The sequence below is a fragment of the Sphingobium sp. SJ10-10 genome (genome assembly GCF_036038995.2).
Lineage (GTDB): Bacteria > Pseudomonadota > Alphaproteobacteria > Sphingomonadales > Sphingomonadaceae > Sphingobium.
Genome location: NZ_CP158133.1, coordinates 134,754 through 153,239, shown reverse-complemented (window position 1 = coordinate 153,239; position 18,486 = coordinate 134,754). Strand labels below are relative to the sequence as shown.

The following is an 18,486-nucleotide window of genomic DNA, read 5'->3' as shown; positions in this document are numbered from 1 at the left end:
GGTTGACATGCTATCGTAGCCGCGAAGCGAGGTCCTATGGCAGAGCAAAGCATCCCAGATTCAGACGCGCGAAATTCTGATTCCGTGAGGTTCCCGCCGCGCGCTGGGGATTGGTTGTGGCGCCCTTGGTATGCCAAACTTTGGTGGGGATCAGCGGTGATATTCTGGGCCTTAATCCTTGCGGTGCCCGGTTATCTGCTTCCAGTCGCCATTGTCGTGCCGGTCGGCGTGCTGCTTCATCCGTTTGTGATCGTGCCGGTGCTGGGTTTCGGCTTTTTTAGAGCATGGTTCGGCTTTCAATTCGGGGCGGGGAATGGAGAGGGCCTCGCCTGGAGCCAGCATGATGATTTCCGACGCCATATTGCCGCATTTCGACGGATGGATCCTACAAACCCGGCGAATCCACGCTATTTCTGGCACCCAGGAAATCCAAGGAGCCAAGCATGGCTTGATCGACATGTGAGAGGAAAGCGCTAACGCTCGTTGAAAGTAGGATTGCCATCTCCGCTGCCCGACTGACGATCGCCTGTAAAGCGACCGCTCTGCAAGATTTGGCTCTGCTCCATCGAGGTCAGGGGTGCTGTGAGATCCCACGTCCCGCGCCCTGATTTTGCTTCCTTTAGATAGCGATTGCGAATTCCATCCTGTCCGAGAATTTGGTGGCTCAGTTCGGAGACAAATGCGGCGTGGGGAGTGTTTGTGCGCGACGCAAAGCTTTCAGCAGCGGAGATTGCATTGCGGACGTCGAAATTTACGATGTCGATGCTTGCAGTTGCGTCCGTTGAGCCCATTCCTGCGTCAGAGGTTTCAAAACCAATCTGACCGCCGCCATGCCCCTGCGATCGTCTTCCGTCACCTTTACCATGACCGCCGCTTTCGACCGATCCTCCAAGAGTTGCTCCAAAAGACGTCGAGGTGGAAACCTGATGACTGGCGCTCCGAGAAAGCGAACGCGCCCATCCCGTTTGCACCATGATCGCCTGGACGTCCCGCTGGAGCGTATCTGCGACCTGAGGTTTCAGACGCCAGTTGCCCTTCCGATCCATTTCGAACCCGCCCTTGAGCCAATTGGCCATCATGGCATGCCCCTCTGCCCCGCCGCCCAGGAAATGCTCGACCGTATCCGGCCCCGCCTGCTTGCCCGCCTCGAACCGTGTACTGGTGTCGGACCGCGCCGATCGGCTGAACCCGGTGCTGCTCGACACCAACAGATCATTATGAGCAAAGCTGAACCGCGCCCGCCCGCCACCGGCAATCGCGCCCAGCTGGCTTTCATTGATCAGCCCGGATCTCCACATTTGCGCGGCTGCGTCGGGCGTCAAATTGAGGTTGAGGTCACCATTCTGGTCCATCGCGATCTGGCGCCTCGAGAGGCCTATACCATTCTCACGGAGCAAGGCCTGCATGCGCGTCAGGCGTTCATTATCGACGATCCGGGTCATCCGCTCATTGCGCGCCCGATCGGCAACACCCTCAGTGCCGCCTTCATTCATATCGACCTGATTGCCCGCCGTGCGGCTCAAGGCCTGAATGAAGCTGTCGAGGCGCGCCGCTTCCCGGACCGACGCGCCGGCGGCCGCAGCCCCTTCGGCAAATCCGAAATTCTCAGCTTCCCGGCGCTGCTCACCGATCCTGGCCGCCGATCGCGTTCCATCCAGACCGACCTCGCGCTGCGCGTCGAGCTTGCCCGACCGTTCGGCAAAATCATAGCCGGCGGCCTCGCGGGTGCGACCATAGACGCTGGTACCCTCGCGTGCGGCTTCCGCCGTTGCGCCATCGGCGGTGCCGACCTGGGTTGCGGCATTATAGCTTTCAAGCGCCCGCATCACCTGCGCCTCATTACGCCCAGTCGCGCGGGAGAGCTGGGTAATGGCCGTGGAGCGTGCTTCGCCCGAAAGGGCATTGATGAATGCGATACGGCGGCTGGTTTCATCGAGCGACAGGCCGAGTATCGAGGCGGCGCTGCGGTGACCGGCATTATTGCCTGTGCGCCAGGCCTGCTCGGTGGCGACGTTGCCCCGTTCTGTCGCTGCCACATGGTCGCCGGCATAATCACGTCGGCCCTCCATCGCCCCGACCTGCACCTGTGCTCCCGTCAGATCGTTTCGCAGCATCTGCTCCTGATCGAAGGCGTTGGCGGTGATCTTGGCGAAAGTCGGATCGGCCGAAGCCTGACCGATGAGCGTCGAGGCCTTGAGCGCCGCGTCCCTGGCATCATAGCCGCTGCGCTCAAAATGCCGCTGCGTGCCCGACAGCATCATGTCATAGGCGCGCTGGTCCCCGAAGGCTTTCCATTGCACCATATTCTGGGCGAATGCCGCAAAAGCCCGCTCCCCCGACTGCCCCTCGCCAAAATAGGTCGTGCCAAGCGCCCGCAATGCGTCCTTCTCGGCAAAATTATGAATGGCGCTCGTGGTCGCATTCGCCCGGACCGCTTGAGCGGTTGCCGGATTGCTGAGATCGCGCCCGGCAAGAGCAGGGGAGATGCCGCCCAGTTCCCGCGCGGCGTCGATGCCACCCAGCGCAAAGGCGCTGCTGCCAGCGAGCCCACCGCCATGTTCGCCCAGCACGGTTCCGGCCGCGCCGAAAGCCCGATTGCTGCTGAACGTCGTGCGCTCCCCAAAATCTCCAAAGTTCGACGCCGTGCCCCTGCGGGCCATCGTGCCGGAGGCCGATGCCTGGGCTTCGAGCGCCGAGGCAAAGCCTTCCCGCGTCATCAGGGGCGTCGCTGCCGCCGTGCCCTGGCCCTGCGCCTGAAGCGCGCCGCCGGTGAAGGACGAGAACACATTGCCGGAGAAGCGGAACACGGTGAACACGAACGCCCCCGCTAGGCCCGCAGCGGCCGTGCGGAACGACCCAAAGATCGCAAGGGCCTTCAGCGCTGCCGACGGCGCCAGCATCCACGCATTCGCGGCGACATGATTGGATCGCATCTCGGCCAGGACCGCCATCGCCCGGCCCAGGGTCAGCTGATAGATGCCCGCATCGATGACGCCCCAGAGCGCCACGAACACGAACAGGCCGAGCGCGAAGCTCGCGACACGCAGATTGATCGGCGTCAGGATGAACAGCAGCGCGATCGGCATCATGAACAGCATGATCCCGAACACCGTGGCGCGGATTGTGGGCATCCACTGATTGGCGACCGACATGGTGGAGAGCCCACTCGACACCACCGCCCGGTTCGCCATCACCCGAGCCGCTGTCGCCGGGCTATCCTCGAACAGCACATCGCCGACGCTGCTGCCCAGCAGCACATCGGAGAAGAAGGCCTGAAGGGTAAGGGGCGTACCCATCATCCCGTCGCCAAGCTGCCCAAGACGCGTGCGGCACCGCGCCAGCTGGTTACCATCGGCGACATCATAGCCGCTGCTCTGGCAGACCTGGTGGGCATAGTTGTCGAACAGGGTTGGATCGCTGAGGCGGGACTGGATATGGTCCCAGGCCTCCTGGCAGCTCATGGTCGTGCCGCCCTTGTCGGCCGAGGTGAAGACGGTGCTGAACGTCGCCGGTCCGGCCATGGCCGCAAAGGAGGCGGGAAGGTCCGTCGTGCCCCGGAAAAGCTGATCATCATCGACGCCATAGGCCGGCGAGACGCGGGCGACCGGATAGCATTGCCGGACATAGTCCTTGATCGTTGCGTCGAGGAAGGTGTCGGTCATGGGGCCGCGCGGCGAGACGGCATTCAGAAAGAGGTCGAAGGCGTGGCCGCCCGCGCCAAATTCCAGCTTGGCGTTGGGGTCGGTGGTGTTGTCGTCGATCGTCTCGGCGAGCGCCCGCTCCATGAGGTTGGTGACGCCCGCCACCAGCACGATGAGATTGGGGACATCACCGACCGGCTGATAGGCATTGCGGACCCGGTCATAGACATGGACCGTGCCTGTGGTCGCGACCAGGCCGACGAAGAGGCCAATGCCGATCAGCATCTGGAACCCGAACGCAACCAGCCCCATCCCCTGGCCGCGGAACGAGGCGATCACAACGCCGAGCGCGATCCCCACGACCGCGCAGATCAGCACCAGCGTTTCATAGCGCGGATCGCCGAAGATCATCGAGACCAGGCGGAACGCATCGACCGTTTCGGCAAAGCCGTCATAGGTATGGAAACTGGACTCCAGAGCCCACGCGGGCGTTGCCGCCAAAGCGAGCGGCAGGGCAATGAGCAGGCGAGGCAGGCGAAACAGGCGGCGCATGGGCGGTGCCTCCAAAAGGTTCATCGATTGTTGTTCGAAGCGGTGCCGGCGCTGTCGCGGGCATCGCGATCCCGCGTGCGCATCAGCCCGGCATAGTTGGCGGAAAGGTTCGCCTGATTGAGCGCGGCCATATAGCTCTGCCGCATCTGCGCGCGCTGACGCAGCACCTCCTCGCGCAAATCCCTCAGCTGCTCGATGCCCTTGGAAAGAATGCGGGTCTGGCAGATATTGGCGTTGCCGGCATCGGCCGCGCCTGCGGCGCTCGCGCCCCGTTCGGCATTGGAAACCGCAAAATCGATCGATCGGGTGAGATCATTGAGCATCTGATAGGCGAGCGTGAGCGCCACCAACTCATCGGTATCGGCGATCACGGAATCGGGCACGCCCTCACGCACCCCCCATTCCAGCATGCGATAGACCGGCAGCGTGCGGACATTGGCGACAAACTGCCGCTCTTCGGCCGTCAGCGCCGCGCGCGTGCGGATCTTGGTGGCGATCGACTGCATCCGTGTCCGGGCCAGCTCCAAAGCCCCTTTGCCGCTGTCCGGGGCGCAGTCCGCGGCGGACGGCGGGATATTGAGCGAACGGCTCTGGACCTTGCCTACGAGAAAATCCTGCGGACTGTCGCTGTCCTGATGCGGGCAGGCGGGAATGGCCGAGAAGATCGGCACCTTGTCGGTCGCGTCCCAGCGCATATAGACGTCGCCCACGCGGGCGCGCATCACCGAGGCCCAGTCGCCGGCACCCACGCGCGTCGCGGCATGGGAGAGCAGGGAGCCGGTGCGGAAGATGTCGGTCACCTCGGCCGGGCAGTTGGCCAGCGCGTCCTTCAGATCCTCGGTCGGATTATTCTGGTTCGCCTGGATCTTCTCGCGGCTCTGCTGGTAGCTTTTCGCGAAACCTTGCCTAATCGACTTGTAGCCGGTCATCTCCTCGATGATGCCCGACATATTGTCGTCGCCCTTGGCGATCTGCACCATTCGATTGGAAAGACGGCAGTCATTGACCTGGATGGAGTTCAGGTAATTGGTCGCCGCTTCCATCTTCGAGATGATATTGCCCATTTTCTCGTCGAGGGTTTCGAGCAGATATTGGAATGCGACCGCAGGCGCGGCCTGAAGGATGCTCTCCAACTTCTGGACCAGATAGTCCGGGTCGAGGAACGACATGCCCCCAAGGAACATATCGATACCGCCGCATCCGGCTTTCACCTTGGGGAGGGTGAGCGACATCAGATAATCGTCATGGACATCTACCCGGCCGGACATGCCGCCCGCCGTCACATAGCCGCGCGTCTGGTCCTCGAAGGAGCCGGGCGAGGTATAGGTCACATTGTCGAACCAGCTTTCCGCCCATCCCTGGGCATAGGCTGGCGCGGTCGTGCCGCAGGTGGCGAGCAGACCGAGCGCGATCAGCGCACAGCGAGGACGGAGCGAAGGCATGGCGGGCTTCCTCTTGGAATGAGAAGGCGAAGATGCCGGCCCGCCATGCGCGGCATTTTCAAGGATGGTCGGATGTGGGAAATAACCTTGCAAATTTGGATCAATGATCCGAAATTGCGAGGTTGATTGACAGGCGGTCGGGTTGCTTCCGCCTGGGAATGTCTGGAGTTTGATGCGTGCGTGCTGCCGATCATCTGGAAGGCCTCACTGTCGCGCCAACGCGATCAACTGCTCCAACGATGCCGGTGAACTTGGCCATCGCGCGAAGCCCGACCGCCGGACGCACGCCCGTCAGCATCTTGGCCGCGAGATAGGCATTGCGCGCCAGGTTGACGCCGTGGTCGGTGCCGATCGCGATCGGGATGATGCGATCAGCATCGGCGACGGGACGGATCCATGCTACCGGATGCCCGACCCAGGGGAGGCCCAGCCTGCCGGAACGCAGCAAGGCCTCGTCGCCGCCGATGGTGCGGACCTGCCAATGATAATGCCGGGAATATTGCGCCAACTTTGCCCAGAGGTCCGCGCAGGGCAGACATCCGGGCGCCGTCGTCATCTCGATGATGAAGAGCGAGGCCTCACCTCCCAATGTCGCAGCGAAATCCGGCGGAAAATCCTTGGTTGCGGGCACGCGGGACAGCCAACTTTGCATATCCGCGTTCGTCGCGACGGGATGGATCGCAGCGCGCATGGCGTCGGCGCGCGTGATCGGCCGGGCCATTGCGCCTGACATGGCAAGCGAAGGCGCCAGGAATGGAAGGATCATCCAGAATCTCATGGGTTGGCATCCTGCGGCCCGTCCGCCGATGGATCAGCTGCAGCAACGGGACCATTGGCGAGCGCGTCGAAGAAGCCGTCTTCCTCACCCGCGCCAGTCAGGAACTGCTCGGGCCGGATGTCGCCGGAAAGCAGACGGACGGCCTGGTAGGCGGTCTGGGTGAGGTTGGGATAGGCCTCGACCCCCGTAGCGATCACCATGCGTTGCGGACTGTTCCGCCGGATCACCATGGTCGTGGGCGTCACATCGACACCGAAACGCTGCGCAACCTCGGGCCGGCGGTCGAGGTCGATTTGGGACACCTGCCAGCCCATCTCGTCCTGGAAGCGCTGGACGATCGGCCACTGCACGCGGCAATAGCCGCAACTCGTCCGCGAGAACATGACGAGCGCGAACTCGCCGGCGTGCGCGCGCAGATAGGCGCGGCGCACAGCATCCTTTTGGCCCAGCAGTTGGTCGCGTGCGTCGCCCACCATCGGATTGGCCGACCTGGAATTGAGTTCGGGATGCTGGAGCATGGCGAGCTGCGTCACGCCGGCAAAGGCCCGCGCCTTGCGCCGCGCAAAATCCTGCAACCGCCAGAAATCTGCCACCGCATCTACCGTCAGCACGGTGGCGGCATAATCGCGTTGCTGCTCGATCAGCTTGCGGATATTGGGCGGCGTCCATGCCGCAAGCTCGGTCATGGGCGGGATCACCGGCTTCACCAGCCTGTCCGGGTCAGCGGCTTCGTCTCGGGGTTTCGGCTTTGGTGCCACGTACCACCAATAGCCTTGCTTCGGTTCCGATGCCGGCGAACCCATCTGCGCGGCTGTCGGTGACGAGATCAGCAAAATTGCCTCAAGGGCGGTTGGGAGGCGCCAAGTCATAGCAGCTTCTCCATCCGCGTGAGGCGATGCAGGGGCACGGGGCCGAAATAGCGGCTGTCGAAACCGCCTACATAGGAGGAGCCGACATAGACCATGCCAGCAGGGATATGCGGCTCGGTGGGCCGCCAATGAAGAAGGCGCTGCCCCTTCCGCCCGACAGGCTTGCTGATCCCGATGAGCTTACCATTGCACCGATACCAGCCATCCCTCGCGCCCGGCGTCATCGAGGGTTTCTCAATCATCTCGATCCTGTCTCCCGGCATGCAGAGCACATATTTGGTGACATCGACCGGGGCAGGGCCGGCAAGGGGATGCCGCAGCTTGAACGACACAAGGTCACCGCGCCGGATGGTGCCCGGCGCCTTGTGGACCAACCAGGCGTCGATCGAGGGCGACATGACCAAGGTGAACTGCGGCAAGGTCCAACAGGCGGCGGCGCTGATGGGCAGGATGATCGCGCAGGCGTACCAGAAACGGCGCGGTTGTGGCGCCGTGTCGGGACCGCCCGCTCCCAATGCCATGGCTGCTTTGCGCGGGGTGGCCCTGATTTCGGGCCATGCCGCCCTAGCGGCGGTCCAGGCGAGCCTGAGCATCGGCCACCTCCTTCGTGCCGCCGAGACGGGCATATTCTTCGAGCAGACCGGACAGGGCAGCGTCGCCATAGACGATGTGGCGGCTTGCCGGGCTATCATCGTCCCGCTCACAATAGGGCTGGGTCGGATCGCCCGGTACCAGGCCAAGCGCCGGTACACGCGCGACCCCGTGCTGGCGGAAGACCAGCGGATCAACGATCAGCTGGACATTGCGCATGGCGCACGCCGGGCCGTCGCAGCCCGGATCGAGCCGCAGCACTTGCGCCGAGAGCCTGGCCATCGGACCGATCTTCGTCATGCCGCCCGGCACGCCGCGAAAGGCCATGACGCCGCCGGCTTTCTCCAACTGCGCCGCATAGGTCCGCAAAACCGGGATGGGCATGGAGGATGAGGCAAAGAGCAGCGGCACCCAGCCATGAGGCGCCGAGGGCGGCGGGACGCCCGCCAGGCCCGTGATGTCCGGCGCGTCCAGCCCCAGGGCCTGGCCGAGGCGCTTCGCCATGGCCTCCTGCTGGGCTGCGAGGCTGTCCTGCCCCGAGGTCAGCGCCGATCGCGCGCGGGCATCCATGCCGGGGTCCGGCTTGCGGTTGCGCAGGCCCTCGAACGCGCGGCGCCGTGTCGCCTCTGGAAGATCGGGAAGCCGATCCGGCCCGCCCGCATCAGCGCGATCCTTCTGGTCCGCAACCGCACCCTTGAGGCGCTGCAAGGCGTTGTCGCCCTGCGTCTGCGCGCGTTGCCGGGCATTGCCCGCGTCCCCCTCACTCTGCGCCTGGCAGGGTGAGGCGACCAGTATCGCCGCTGCAAGAAGCGCGCGGCTAGGGATTGACCGTCTCCATATAGGCATCGATCCTGTCCTTCATATCGATTTGGATGTCCGACTGGACCCGCGCCTCGATGTCGGAATAATATTCGGAGAGATCCATTTTGCTGAAATCCAGCGCCTGGAACTCTTCAGCGATGAACCCGCGGCAATAGGGCTTCTTCGCCGTGCCCCACCCCACGGCGTTGAAGCTGGCAAGCTGGGGTCGGCCCTGTTCCTGGATGATCCGGCCGAGTTTGGTGTTGAAGCAGCAATGGCCCTTGGCCTTCTGCACGCAGACGCCAAGAATAGTCGACGCGCAGTAGGTGCCGACCTCATGGCACATGCCCGAACCACGGAGCATGCCCACTTCCATGTCCTGTTGGTCACAGCCCGAAAGCAGGAAATCCATCATGAAGTTGATGGCGAGGCTGATCGCGATCGACGTCGGATCGATGCCGACGATGATCGCATTGGCACCGGCGCTCGCCGCTTGGGAGGCAGTCGCCCCCGCCTTGAACGCGGTGTAGGCGGCTTTCATGCCGGTCCAGACGCCCTTGGCGATGGCGATCTTGGTGCCGATCGAGGAAATGGATGAGCCCATCCCGTCCTTCACGATCTCGCCGCGATCCTTGCAGCAGTTGGAGAATGTGGTCTTGAGGCCCGCCGGACGGCAACGAACAGCGCGCCCGGCAAAGATCTCGATCGCCCCGAGGCAGTTGCCATCGGCATCGACGGGACCGTCATTGGGGGCGCCGGGATCGTCGACGACCGGATCGTCCTCCTCGATGCCGCCGCCGATCACCGATGTGCAGGCATGGGGCGAGCAACTGGGCGTTCCTCCGCCAATGGGTGTTGCGCACGGATATTGGCTGCCCAGCGGACAGCTATAGGCGCCGACCGCATCGGCGACACAGGCGGCCTGCTGGATCGGACAGAGATAGCTGCCGTCGGTCATCTCGGAACATTGGGCGGTTTCCCCCGGGGTCTCGGCATCGCCGCTGCCATCGAGGTCGGCGGCGCAGAGTGGCTGCGCCTGGGCCGGCGTCATCGTGAGCGCAAGGCTGGACGCCAGCAGCAAGGTGGCCAACAAGGAAAGGCGCCACCGCATCAGCGTGTCTCCGCCGTGCAGGCGAGGTCAGCGCCGGCCAGGCGCACGGTCTGCATCATGACGACGGCTTCGGGAAAATCGTCGAGACAGCCGCAGGCCGAAACCAGCTCTTCCCCCTGCCCAAGTGGGCAGACATTGTCCGCTGAGCAGCTGTGGTAAAATATGTCCCAGCCGGCCGGGTCATTTTGCCTGACGCCGACGACACCGTCTATCGCCACATCGCTATTGGCCTTGGGCGCTCGGGTCTTGCAGATGGGCTCGCAGGCGGTAACGGAACCCCGTTCGGGCATGGAGAAGGGACGGGTCGAGGCCGAAACCATGCCGCTGGCATCGGTCGTCCGGTCCGCCAGCAGCGTTTCGGTCGAGTGGTCGATGATATACGCGCCGCGGCTGAGGTCCGGTGCGCCGGCGTCTGCCTGGTCGATGACGCATGCATATTGGCGTGCGCGTTCGAAGAAGTCGCGCGTATATTGGAAACTGCATGCCCCCGTGCCGAACAGACGGGTGGAGGGCAGGGGCTTGATGCCGGTGTTGACGCCATTCCTGAAGGTCACGACACCATCGACCGTCTCGCTCACAAGATGACAGGCGGGATCGGCGGCATAGCCCGAGCATAGATCGACCAGCCGCTCGCTGACCTCGCAGGACGTGTCGACCTGCACTTCGAGAGTGACATAGCCCCAATTGCCGTCGCCGCCACCCCGCACCCGCGCGCCGACTATTGTCGCGCCGCTGCGCAGCTGGGAGGTGATGTCGATGGCGGACCTGTTGTACCAGGGATCGTCGCTGATACGGCAGTCGCCCGAGGGCAAGGCCTCCCCCAGCCAGGGGCGCTTTCCCGCATAACCCACGATCTGGCCGTTGACCCTTGCCTGGACCCAGTCGTCCGCGCCCATTTCAACGATGCGCGCGGAGCGTATCCGCGCCGGAGCCAGGGGATCGAAAGTCGCGCTGTAGATTGGGGGCACGCTGCCACATGTGCCGGAGCCGCGAATTTCATAACGCCGGCAGCCGGTTCCGCAGCTCGTGACCGCAGCGATCGAGCCGCGCACTGCCAGGACATCGTCGAAACCCCATTCCTTGACCGTGATGTCGCGCTCGATCGCGCAGTTGCGGGTCTGCTGCGCTTTACCGTTGCCGGCCGCGGAACCGGCCAGGGTCTGGAAGACGCTGCTTGCCTGCGAGACGGAATAGGCGTCGCCCTGGATCGCGGTGGGGTTGCTCCGATAACTGGTCGCCGAAAGCTGGGGCTGAGCCGTGCAGGCCGTGGTCTGCGCTCCAGTATAGCGGATCAGTGGACCATCGATGGAAGCCTGGGCTACGCCGATACGGGGATCGGCGGTGGTGAGCGCCCCGACAACGCCGCCACCCAGATCCTTGAGGATCGAGGCCATATTGCCCCAGGAGAGATTGGCGCCGCAGCTGTTGTTGACGCAATAGCAGCCGGCAAGGGCCGTGAGATCGACCTCGCCAAGCTTGAGATTGCCGCTGCTGCCGACCTCCCATTGAAACGGGCGGCATTGGTTCCAACTGCCCGGCGCACAGGAGATGATGCCATTGGCGCAGATGCCCGATACGGGTACGGGCACGTTCAGCGTTTCGTCGAACGAGCCGTCGAGATCCTTGTCGCGCGAGATGCGCAGCGTGCCGATATCGCCGGTCGAGGCGGGTTGGGCGAGCAGTTCGAGCAGCGTCGCGGTCTTCTGGCAGGCGATATTCGGCGCGAAGCTCTTGCTGTTGTCGATGGTGCTGACCGGCTGGCCGGCAAGACTGGGGGTGAGATAATTGCTTTGCAGGGCATCGCTGTCGCCGGTCTTCGTTCGCGATGCGGTGGCCGCGCTGCGTGCGCGCTCCTCCATCGTCTGCGCCTGGGTGACGGCGGGAAGGCAGATGGCGATGCCCGCTGAGAGGAGGAGCGCGTGACACTTCATGACGCGGCATCCGGGGCGGCGCGCGACATGCGGCGCAGTCGGAAGCAGTGGGACACGCCCGATGCCCCGACGTCACCCAGTACGCGAAAGGCGGCCTGGCCTCCTATGGTGGTCAGCACGGCCACCACGACGGCGGGCCGGAGAGGGGTTTTGCCCACCGCCGACAGGGGTTCGGCGGCCGTGCTGACCATAGGTGGAGCGATGCCGCAGGGGGACCGCGGCATCGCTCCGTCCTCGCGCCGCGCGGGACAGCCACCATGGCTGTGGCGGGCAGAGCAGGCAAAAGCCCGCATCGGTGCGAGGGATGGGGGAAGGGACCGGCTCACGGGGTCGAAACTCCCGCGCAGCAGATCACCTTTTCAAAAGCCATGAACTGGGCGTTGTCCTTGCCGGGCGCATGTTTGCCCGAAGACCAGAGCGCACCGGGGCGGCCGATATTGACGCATTTGCCGCCCTTGACCGGCTCCATGATCTGGAGCTTGTAGCGGCTCTTGGTCCAGATCGGCTGGGGCTTGAACGAGCAGCCATCGGCGGAAGAAATGGTCAGCGCACCGAGCCGCCCCATCATGAAGGTGCCGCGCGCCGCGATGCCGGCCCAGGCTTCGACCGAGTCATCGAAATGGATGTCGCCCGCGACCGGATAGGTCGCGCCCCAGCTTCCCATGCACCAGAAAAGGGGATCGATGACCTTGCCGGCGGCAGCCGCCGCGCTATCGGCCATGCAGGCCAGCCCTGCGGCGGGATTGCCGAACAAGATGCCCTCGGGCTGGATGATCGCGCCCAAAGTCCCCGACTGCCAGGTCGGCAGCACCTCGGTGATCATGGCGACGTCGAAGCCGTCATCCTCGATGCAGGGGAGGTCCGTGAACATGTCCAGCATCTTCCAGACCGGGGAAATATAATAATGCATCTGCGCGAACATCTTGCGCGTGTTGGTGCCGTCGGCGATGCTGCTCTGGCTCCCCTGGAGCTTGCCGCCGGTGGGCATGAGGTCGGCGCCCAGCGCCATCATGCAACCGGGTTCTGTAACGACGTCGATCATCCGGTTGGGCGACCAGAAGCTCACTTTCACGCCGAACCAGAAGGTGGTGCCCTTCCGACAGGCGCAGAGCGGCTTGGAGGCGGACTGGGCGTCCAGTTCCTTATCGAGCTTGTCGAAGCTGCCGACCCGGACGCCCCCGATGGTGATGGGGAAGATGCAGGTCCAGCGCACCTTGGTGATGGGATTGAAGATCGTTCCCGCCTCGCATTTGGAGGCATGGGCCGGCGTCGATACCAGCATAGCCAGACCCCCCATGCCAAGGCACAGCATCTGCTTCATCGGACGAGTCGCTATGAAGTCGATCGATCTTGAAATGTGCGCCCGCAAGGCGTACATGATATGCGGAACAGTGAAGATGAGGCTTTGGCGATGCAAGCGTTTGATGACGCAGCGGGTGCAATCAACGAGCGGAGCACGGTGCGTATGAATTTTCGTACCAAGCCGCATATCAAGCAGGCGATTCAGCAGGCTGCGGCGTGGTGTGGTGTCGATGATTCCGTATTCGTTATGAACGCCGCGTATAAGGCGGCACTGGAGACGATCCAGACGCACGAGCGTACGATTTTGAGCCGGAAGGATTATGAATCGATTCTCAATGCCTTCGAGAATCCGGGTCCGCCCTCGGATGCTCTGCGCGAAGCCTTCGCCCGGCATGACCAGATGATCGAAAGCCGATAAGAGCGAGGTTTCGTGACTGATAAGGGGATGATCATCGAGCCGCTTGATCCGGTGCGGCACGACCGGGCGGCTTTTTCGTCCGGGATTGATCAAGTCGACAATTATTTGCGCAAGACGGCAAGCAAGCTGGCCCGAGCGGACAATGTGCGGGCGTTTGTCCTTCTGTCTCCCGAAGGGGAGCTTTTGGGCTTTTACACGTTGAACGCGCACAGTGTCGATTATTCCCACCTGCCCGCTTCTTTTACGCGTAACCGGCCGGGGCATGGTCAGATACCCGCTGCGTTCATATCGATGATCGGGGTCGATGCCCGTTTCCAGGGCAAGGGATTTGGAGGCCTCTTGCTTGCCGACGCTCTCAAGAGGATCGGACGCGCCGCGATGGATGTCGGAATCGCCCTTGTGCTCCTCGACATTCTCGACTGTGGCGATCCGGCGAAGGTCGAGAAGCGCAAGCAGCTCTATATGCGTTATGGGTTCCAGCCCTTGCCCGACGTGCCTCTGCGCCTCCACCTTCCTGTCGCAAAGATCCACGCATTGCTGAACATCCCATAGGTTGCGGCGCGGGAGACGCGCTTTGAGCCGTTCGCTACACCGCGTGCAGACTGGACGGCATTCGGCCAATTGCGCGGTGGGCATGTTGGAACGAATCATTGCCGCTCCCCTTTTCGCTGGTCGACGGCCTCAAATTCGTGGAGTTCGAGCTTCTTGCCGACCTGGGAGACGATGACGGGCGCCACGGTCAGGCCCAGCCGCTCCTTCACGCGCTCCTCAAGAATGAACAGCGCCCGCCCGGTTCGCTCGGAAAGTTCGAGCGCGTCGCCCCCCGTCAGCAGGATGAAATCGGTGAGCCGGGCATGGTCGAGCGCCCAGCCAAGGTTTCGCGGATGGACGATGACGAGACGCTGCGGCAACGAGACATAGTCGAGCGGGTTGAAGGTGAAACCCTTGGGATAAAGCAGCTTGCCGTCAGGCAGGCGGATTTCGTCGGGCAGGGTGTAGAAGGGCACGACGAAGCGGGTCCGGTCCTGTCGGGCGTTTCCGAGCGACGCAGCGCGTAGCGCTGACCAGTTCGCGCGCGGACCAAATTGAGCCGCCATATTGGTAGGTTGTCGCGCGGCCCGCGCTTCGATCTCCGCGAGCGCGTCAGGCTCGGCTATGGGCCAAGTCCGCCCGATCGTCGCGGTGTCCGCGATGGCCGCAGGAACAACCAGCACACAACAGCCTATCGCCATGCCTGCAATGAGGGTGCGGTGGATCATGACCGCCCGCCTCCACGCCACGCATGATTGCGCAGCCGATAGGGCCGCCAGACCCGGCCTTCCTCCTCATCTCCACCGCGGATCGCCGTGATGATGGCGGCGAGCCCCAGTAGGCCAGCAGCACCGACGATGCACCGCAATCCCATGTCCAGTTCCGTCGCCGACCACAGCACCAGCCCCGCCTGGATCGTCAGCAGCAGATGCGTGCCGACAATCATGCGTATGGCGGGCTGTCCAGGACGGGATGAAAAGAGGCCGGTCATGGCCGTTTCCAGGCAGCGAGAAGATTGGAGCGCCTGGCTTTCCAGCTGCGCAACGCTGCGAGGCATTTCCCCGTCAAGCCGGTGAGCAGGATGAGCAGAAGGCCTGTGTTGAGGCAGGTAGCGCCGATCAGCAGCGCGCCGCGCGCGATCAGCATCGGTGGCTGGTGCAGCATCAGGCCGGTCACAATCACCAGGCTGGTCAGCAGGATGGTTTCGATCACCATCAGCCGGAAGCGCCATCGTATGGCTTCGGCCTCCGCGCGGATCGCGACCCGGGCCTCGATGATCCGCTCGATCTCGGCATCCTTGCCGAACCCCAGGGGCAATTGATCGGGATGGGTGGAAGGCTTGCGCATCATGCTGCCCCTCCATCTTGCATTGCAGGCAGGATTTCGGCGGGATCGACCCCGGCCAGCTCGCACACGGCTTCGAGTGGACTGCGCCCGGCGCGGATCAGCGCCTCGAAGGCCGCCACCTCCTGCGGCGCGCTGGTGTTGATCCAATAGGAAAAGGGGTCCACCACCAGCCGGGCCACGCCCAGTCCCAGGGGAGAGTCGATGAAGATCTCGCTATAATGGGGTTTGGCGTTACGGACGGATTTCAACAGATCGAGGACAAATCCGGAATAGTCGAGGATCTTGTTCTCGACCGCCTGGGCATAGGTCGAACCCTGAAGCAGGAACCGCGTCGCTGCATTTTCGAGGATCACCTGTCCGGTGCCGCCGAAGAGCAGAAGGTCGTTCATGCTCTGGAGGACAACACCGAAACTGCCCTGATATTTGCGCGCGCGGCGATAGCCCTGGCCGAAAGCTTCGGCGAGCCGCGACAAGTCCTGGCCCTCGCTCCGGGTCATGAACTGCGCGGCTTCATCGCACAGGACAAAGCGCGGCCGGTCGCGCGCGGACAGATAGAGTTCCTGGGTGACCGCGTTCACCACGACCATGACGATGACGTTGAACAGGTCCGGCATGGCTTTGAGCCGCTCAAGCTCCAGCACGACAAACTCGTCGTTGCTGATGTCGAAGGTCGAGGGACCGTTGAAGAAATGGCCATAGGCGCCGTCACTGCCGAAATCGCGCAGGTTGAAGGCGAGTTCCCGCGCGGCCGGCACCAGATGGTCGACCCGGTCGAGATCGGACGCTGCAAATTGCGGATAGGCGCCGAGCCAGGCCCGGACGCTGTCTATCCCTTCCTCGGCATGACCTTCGTCGATCGTCCACTGCACAGCGGACTTGAGCAGATTCCATTCCGACGTCGTGACGCCCTTGCGCGTTGCGGCATTGGCCATTTCCGCGACGATCGCGACCGCCATGGAGATCGCGGACTGGCGATCATCGCCATCAAGCGCGAAGCCCATGTCGAACGGATTGAGCACGAGCTTCTCTTCGCCAATATCGATATAGCGGCCCGAGCACAGGGTGCAGAGTTTGCGATAGCTGCCGCCAATATCGATGATGCGGATAAGCGACCCTTGCGCATAATATTGCTGACAGAGATTGTTGAGGAGGAAGCTCTTCCCCGCGCCGCTCTCGGCCGAGACGATGAAATTATAATTGTTGATGCGCGGATCGAAAAGATCGAGCGTGATGAGCTGGCCCTTGCGGCCGGTATAAAGAAGGGCCGGGCGACCGCCGCCGCGAAAGTCGGTCTGCACCGGCGCCAGCAGCACGGCGGCTTTGACCGGCATGCGGAAATCGCGTTCCAGCATCCGCATCGTGCGTTTTTCGGGATAGAGCCCGAAGGGGAGGCTCATCGGCAACAGGACCGGATTGAGATAGCTCTCCTCCTGCATCATCCAGGGGAGCGGCTCGCTCTCCCACAGGCGCTTGGCGCGCGCCGCCATTTCCCGCGCGTCGGCGCTGGTGCGGCCGAAGACCCAGACCATCGGGATCACCGAAAGGAAGCGGCTGTTGCCCGCCTCATCGAGCACCCAACCGATTTCCTCGATCTGCTTGCCGACCTCGACCGCGAAGCTTCCCGCCGCCTTCTGCGCGGAGAGGATCTGGGCGCGCTTGTGAATCTCGAACTGGCTGTGATCGAACAGGATGTTGAGCGTGAAGAGAAAAGGGCCGCCAATCTGGTCGCTGTCCTCGGCCGCCCCGCGCATCCCGCCCAGCAGGCGATTGGCGCGCTCGGCGGTGATGCGCCGTGCCGGCGCCCTTGGCGTCAGGCAGCGCGCCACCTGATTGCCCAGATGCACTTCCGGGCCGTCGAACAGCAGGTCGGGGCCTGCATCGATGATCTGCTTGCGAACAGGCGGGGCGGGCTGGCCGTCACTGCCATCGGCGAACACGCCTGGCGCGGCATCGAAGAGACCGTTGAAGATCCGGCGATAGAAGCTGACCAGTTCCTCGGGCGGCAGACGGCGGATACCAAGCTTGGCGAGCTGTTCCTCGATCTGGCGGCGCAGGTCATGGCCAAGTTCCACCCGCGTCTTGATCGAGAGGAACAGCCGAAAATTGCGCACCGGGATGCCATGAAGCGCGTCGAGCCCCTCGGTTCCGGCGCGCAGATAATCGGCGGTGCGCCGCGCCGATGCCTGGATCAGAGGATCGGGCCGGGTCTTCATATCCAGGAAGGCATCGAGCGCATGGTCGATCAGCGGATCGGCAAAACCGTGGAGCTGCAACACCGTCCCATCGGGAAAATGGATGTTGAGGAGGCCCAGCAAGGCCTGATGGACATGAGCGAACATATAGGCCGACGGGATCAGCTCCCAGGCATGGCCCCAGCCATCGTCGATGCAGAGAAAGGCTTCCTCCTCTTCGTTCCAGGCGACGAGCGGCAGAAAATCGGAATAGGCGTCGCGCGCGACGGCGCGATGCAGGTCCGACCGGGTGAGGCCGCCGCCATGGCGGGTACCGAGCGCGATCATGGCCGTGCCTCCTCAGGCGTAGCGGGGATATCGGCGGGCTCGCCCTCGACGGCGCGGTCGGACGCGCCCTTGTCCCTCACCTGTTCCAGCACCGGCACGCCCGTCGCGGACTGGACCGGGCTCACCAGATAATCGCCCACCACCCATTGGGGCCTCTCGAGGATCGAATAGACATAGCGCGGCATGTAGAGCCGGTCGGGCCGCTCGCGGTCGGCATAGGGCAGGATCAGCGTGCGCACCGTGCGGCCGGGGCGCAGCATCGGCGTGACCGGCGCATCGACCAGGCCCTGCAACTCCCGATAGACGCTGTCGCGATAGCCAAGATAGGGGGATGGGCCTGTCTTGCCCCGCTTGGTGGCACTGCTTGTCCCGGTACCGTCTCCCTGGCTGAGAAGAGCCTTGTCATGGGTGACCGCGGGATCGGAGCGGGATGGCACGCCAGCCACCGCATCGGCATAGGCCTTGTCGGGATGGATGCACTGCCCATGGTCGCTATTCTTGCAGCTGAACTTCTCGCTGTAGGGCGACATGACCGAGCCAATGGTGGAACAGCCCGCGAGCAGCAGAGCCATGCCGAGCAGCGCTGGCGATCCAGCCCGGCGCGCAGCACCAACGGGCGTGTCAGGCATGGGGCGAATGCCCCTCAAAAGACG

Annotated in this window: 18 protein-coding genes; 2 read left to right on the top strand and 16 right to left on the bottom strand. The window is 63.6% G+C overall.

The window, feature by feature from the left end:
• Nucleotides 1-171 precede the first annotated feature (171 nt).
• The 11 genes from VVT58_RS16445 to VVT58_RS16395 all read right to left on the bottom strand — a co-directional run bounded on the left by VVT58_RS16445 (nt 172) and on the right by VVT58_RS16395 (nt 13,037).
• Nucleotides 172-360 (bottom strand): hypothetical protein, encoded by a 189-nt coding sequence (locus tag VVT58_RS16445; RefSeq protein ID WP_327752427.1) that lies wholly within the window; start codon nt 358-360, stop codon nt 172-174.
• Nucleotides 361-473: 113 nt separating this feature from the next.
• Nucleotides 474-4,193, bottom strand: coding sequence for a conjugal transfer protein TraG N-terminal domain-containing protein (locus VVT58_RS16440; protein WP_327752428.1), 3,720 nt, complete (start codon nt 4,191-4,193; stop codon nt 474-476).
• Nucleotides 4,194-4,213: 20 nt separating this feature from the next.
• Nucleotides 4,214-5,635, bottom strand: a complete 1,422-nt coding sequence (locus tag VVT58_RS16435; RefSeq protein ID WP_222885333.1) for a conjugal transfer protein TraH — start codon at nt 5,633-5,635, stop codon at nt 4,214-4,216.
• 190 nt (nt 5,636-5,825) lie between these two features.
• Entirely contained in the window at nt 5,826-6,401 is a 576-nt protein-coding gene (locus VVT58_RS16430; protein ID WP_226869605.1) for a hypothetical protein, read from the bottom strand.
• A gap of 8 nt (nt 6,402-6,409) precedes the next feature.
• Nucleotides 6,410-7,282 (bottom strand): conjugal transfer protein TraF, encoded by an 873-nt coding sequence (locus VVT58_RS16425; protein WP_405053747.1) that lies wholly within the window; start codon nt 7,280-7,282, stop codon nt 6,410-6,412.
• Complete coding sequence (locus VVT58_RS16420; protein WP_066563331.1) at nt 7,279-7,875, bottom strand: S26 family signal peptidase; 597 nt, start codon at nt 7,873-7,875, stop codon at nt 7,279-7,281. Before VVT58_RS16420 ends, VVT58_RS16425 begins: the two co-directional genes overlap by 4 nt.
• Nucleotides 7,847-8,719 (bottom strand): type-F conjugative transfer system pilin assembly protein TrbC, encoded by an 873-nt coding sequence (locus VVT58_RS16415; protein ID WP_327752429.1) that lies wholly within the window; start codon nt 8,717-8,719, stop codon nt 7,847-7,849. Before VVT58_RS16415 ends, VVT58_RS16420 begins: the two co-directional genes overlap by 29 nt.
• Entirely contained in the window at nt 8,691-9,785 is a 1,095-nt protein-coding gene (traN, locus tag VVT58_RS16410; protein ID WP_405053746.1) for a conjugal transfer protein TraN, read from the bottom strand. Before traN ends, VVT58_RS16415 begins: the two co-directional genes overlap by 29 nt.
• Nucleotides 9,785-11,716 (bottom strand): hypothetical protein, encoded by a 1,932-nt coding sequence (locus tag VVT58_RS16405; RefSeq protein WP_087576256.1) that lies wholly within the window; start codon nt 11,714-11,716, stop codon nt 9,785-9,787. Before VVT58_RS16405 ends, traN begins: the two co-directional genes overlap by 1 nt.
• A complete protein-coding gene (locus tag VVT58_RS16400; RefSeq protein WP_140404698.1) occupies nt 11,713-11,940 on the bottom strand; it encodes a hypothetical protein in 228 nt (75 codons plus the stop codon). Before VVT58_RS16400 ends, VVT58_RS16405 begins: the two co-directional genes overlap by 4 nt.
• Nucleotides 11,941-12,038: 98 nt before the next feature.
• Entirely contained in the window at nt 12,039-13,037 is a 999-nt protein-coding gene (locus tag VVT58_RS16395; protein ID WP_169575773.1) for a TraU family protein, read from the bottom strand.
• Nucleotides 13,038-13,127: 90 nt separating this feature from the next.
• Between VVT58_RS16395 and VVT58_RS16390 the strand changes: the two genes are divergently transcribed.
• A complete protein-coding gene (locus VVT58_RS16390; protein WP_066563305.1) occupies nt 13,128-13,436 on the top strand; it encodes a DUF1778 domain-containing protein in 309 nt (102 codons plus the stop codon).
• A gap of 27 nt (nt 13,437-13,463) precedes the next feature.
• Nucleotides 13,464-13,988 carry a GNAT family N-acetyltransferase gene (locus tag VVT58_RS16385; RefSeq protein WP_087576296.1) on the top strand — a complete coding sequence of 175 codons (525 nt, stop codon included), beginning with the start codon at nt 13,464-13,466 and terminating at the stop codon, nt 13,986-13,988.
• Nucleotides 13,989-14,083: 95 nt separating this feature from the next.
• Here the strand turns inward: VVT58_RS16385 and VVT58_RS16380 are convergent, their stop codons facing one another.
• From VVT58_RS16380 to VVT58_RS16360, 5 genes are read right to left on the bottom strand one after another with little or no spacing between them, the layout of a single operon-like run.
• On the bottom strand, nt 14,084-14,695 hold the full coding sequence (locus tag VVT58_RS16380; RefSeq protein WP_206377301.1) for a conjugal transfer protein TraW: 612 nt from the start codon (nt 14,693-14,695) through the stop codon (nt 14,084-14,086).
• Nucleotides 14,692-14,958 (bottom strand): hypothetical protein, encoded by a 267-nt coding sequence (locus VVT58_RS16375; RefSeq protein ID WP_176392533.1) that lies wholly within the window; start codon nt 14,956-14,958, stop codon nt 14,692-14,694. The genes VVT58_RS16380 and VVT58_RS16375 overlap by 4 nt, the downstream gene beginning before the upstream one ends.
• Nucleotides 14,955-15,317: a hypothetical protein gene (locus VVT58_RS16370; protein WP_327752431.1), complete on the bottom strand. Its 363-nt coding sequence runs from the start codon at nt 15,315-15,317 to the stop codon at nt 14,955-14,957. The genes VVT58_RS16375 and VVT58_RS16370 overlap by 4 nt, the downstream gene beginning before the upstream one ends.
• Entirely contained in the window at nt 15,314-17,833 is a 2,520-nt protein-coding gene (locus VVT58_RS16365) for a TraC family protein (RefSeq protein WP_169575774.1), read from the bottom strand. Before VVT58_RS16365 ends, VVT58_RS16370 begins: the two co-directional genes overlap by 4 nt.
• The gene (locus VVT58_RS16360) at nt 17,830-18,462 is read right to left on the bottom strand and encodes a TraV family lipoprotein (RefSeq protein WP_066563280.1); all 633 of its coding nucleotides are present in this window, start codon (nt 18,460-18,462) and stop codon (nt 17,830-17,832) included. The genes VVT58_RS16365 and VVT58_RS16360 overlap by 4 nt, the downstream gene beginning before the upstream one ends.
• Nucleotides 18,463-18,486: the final 24 nt, after the last annotated feature.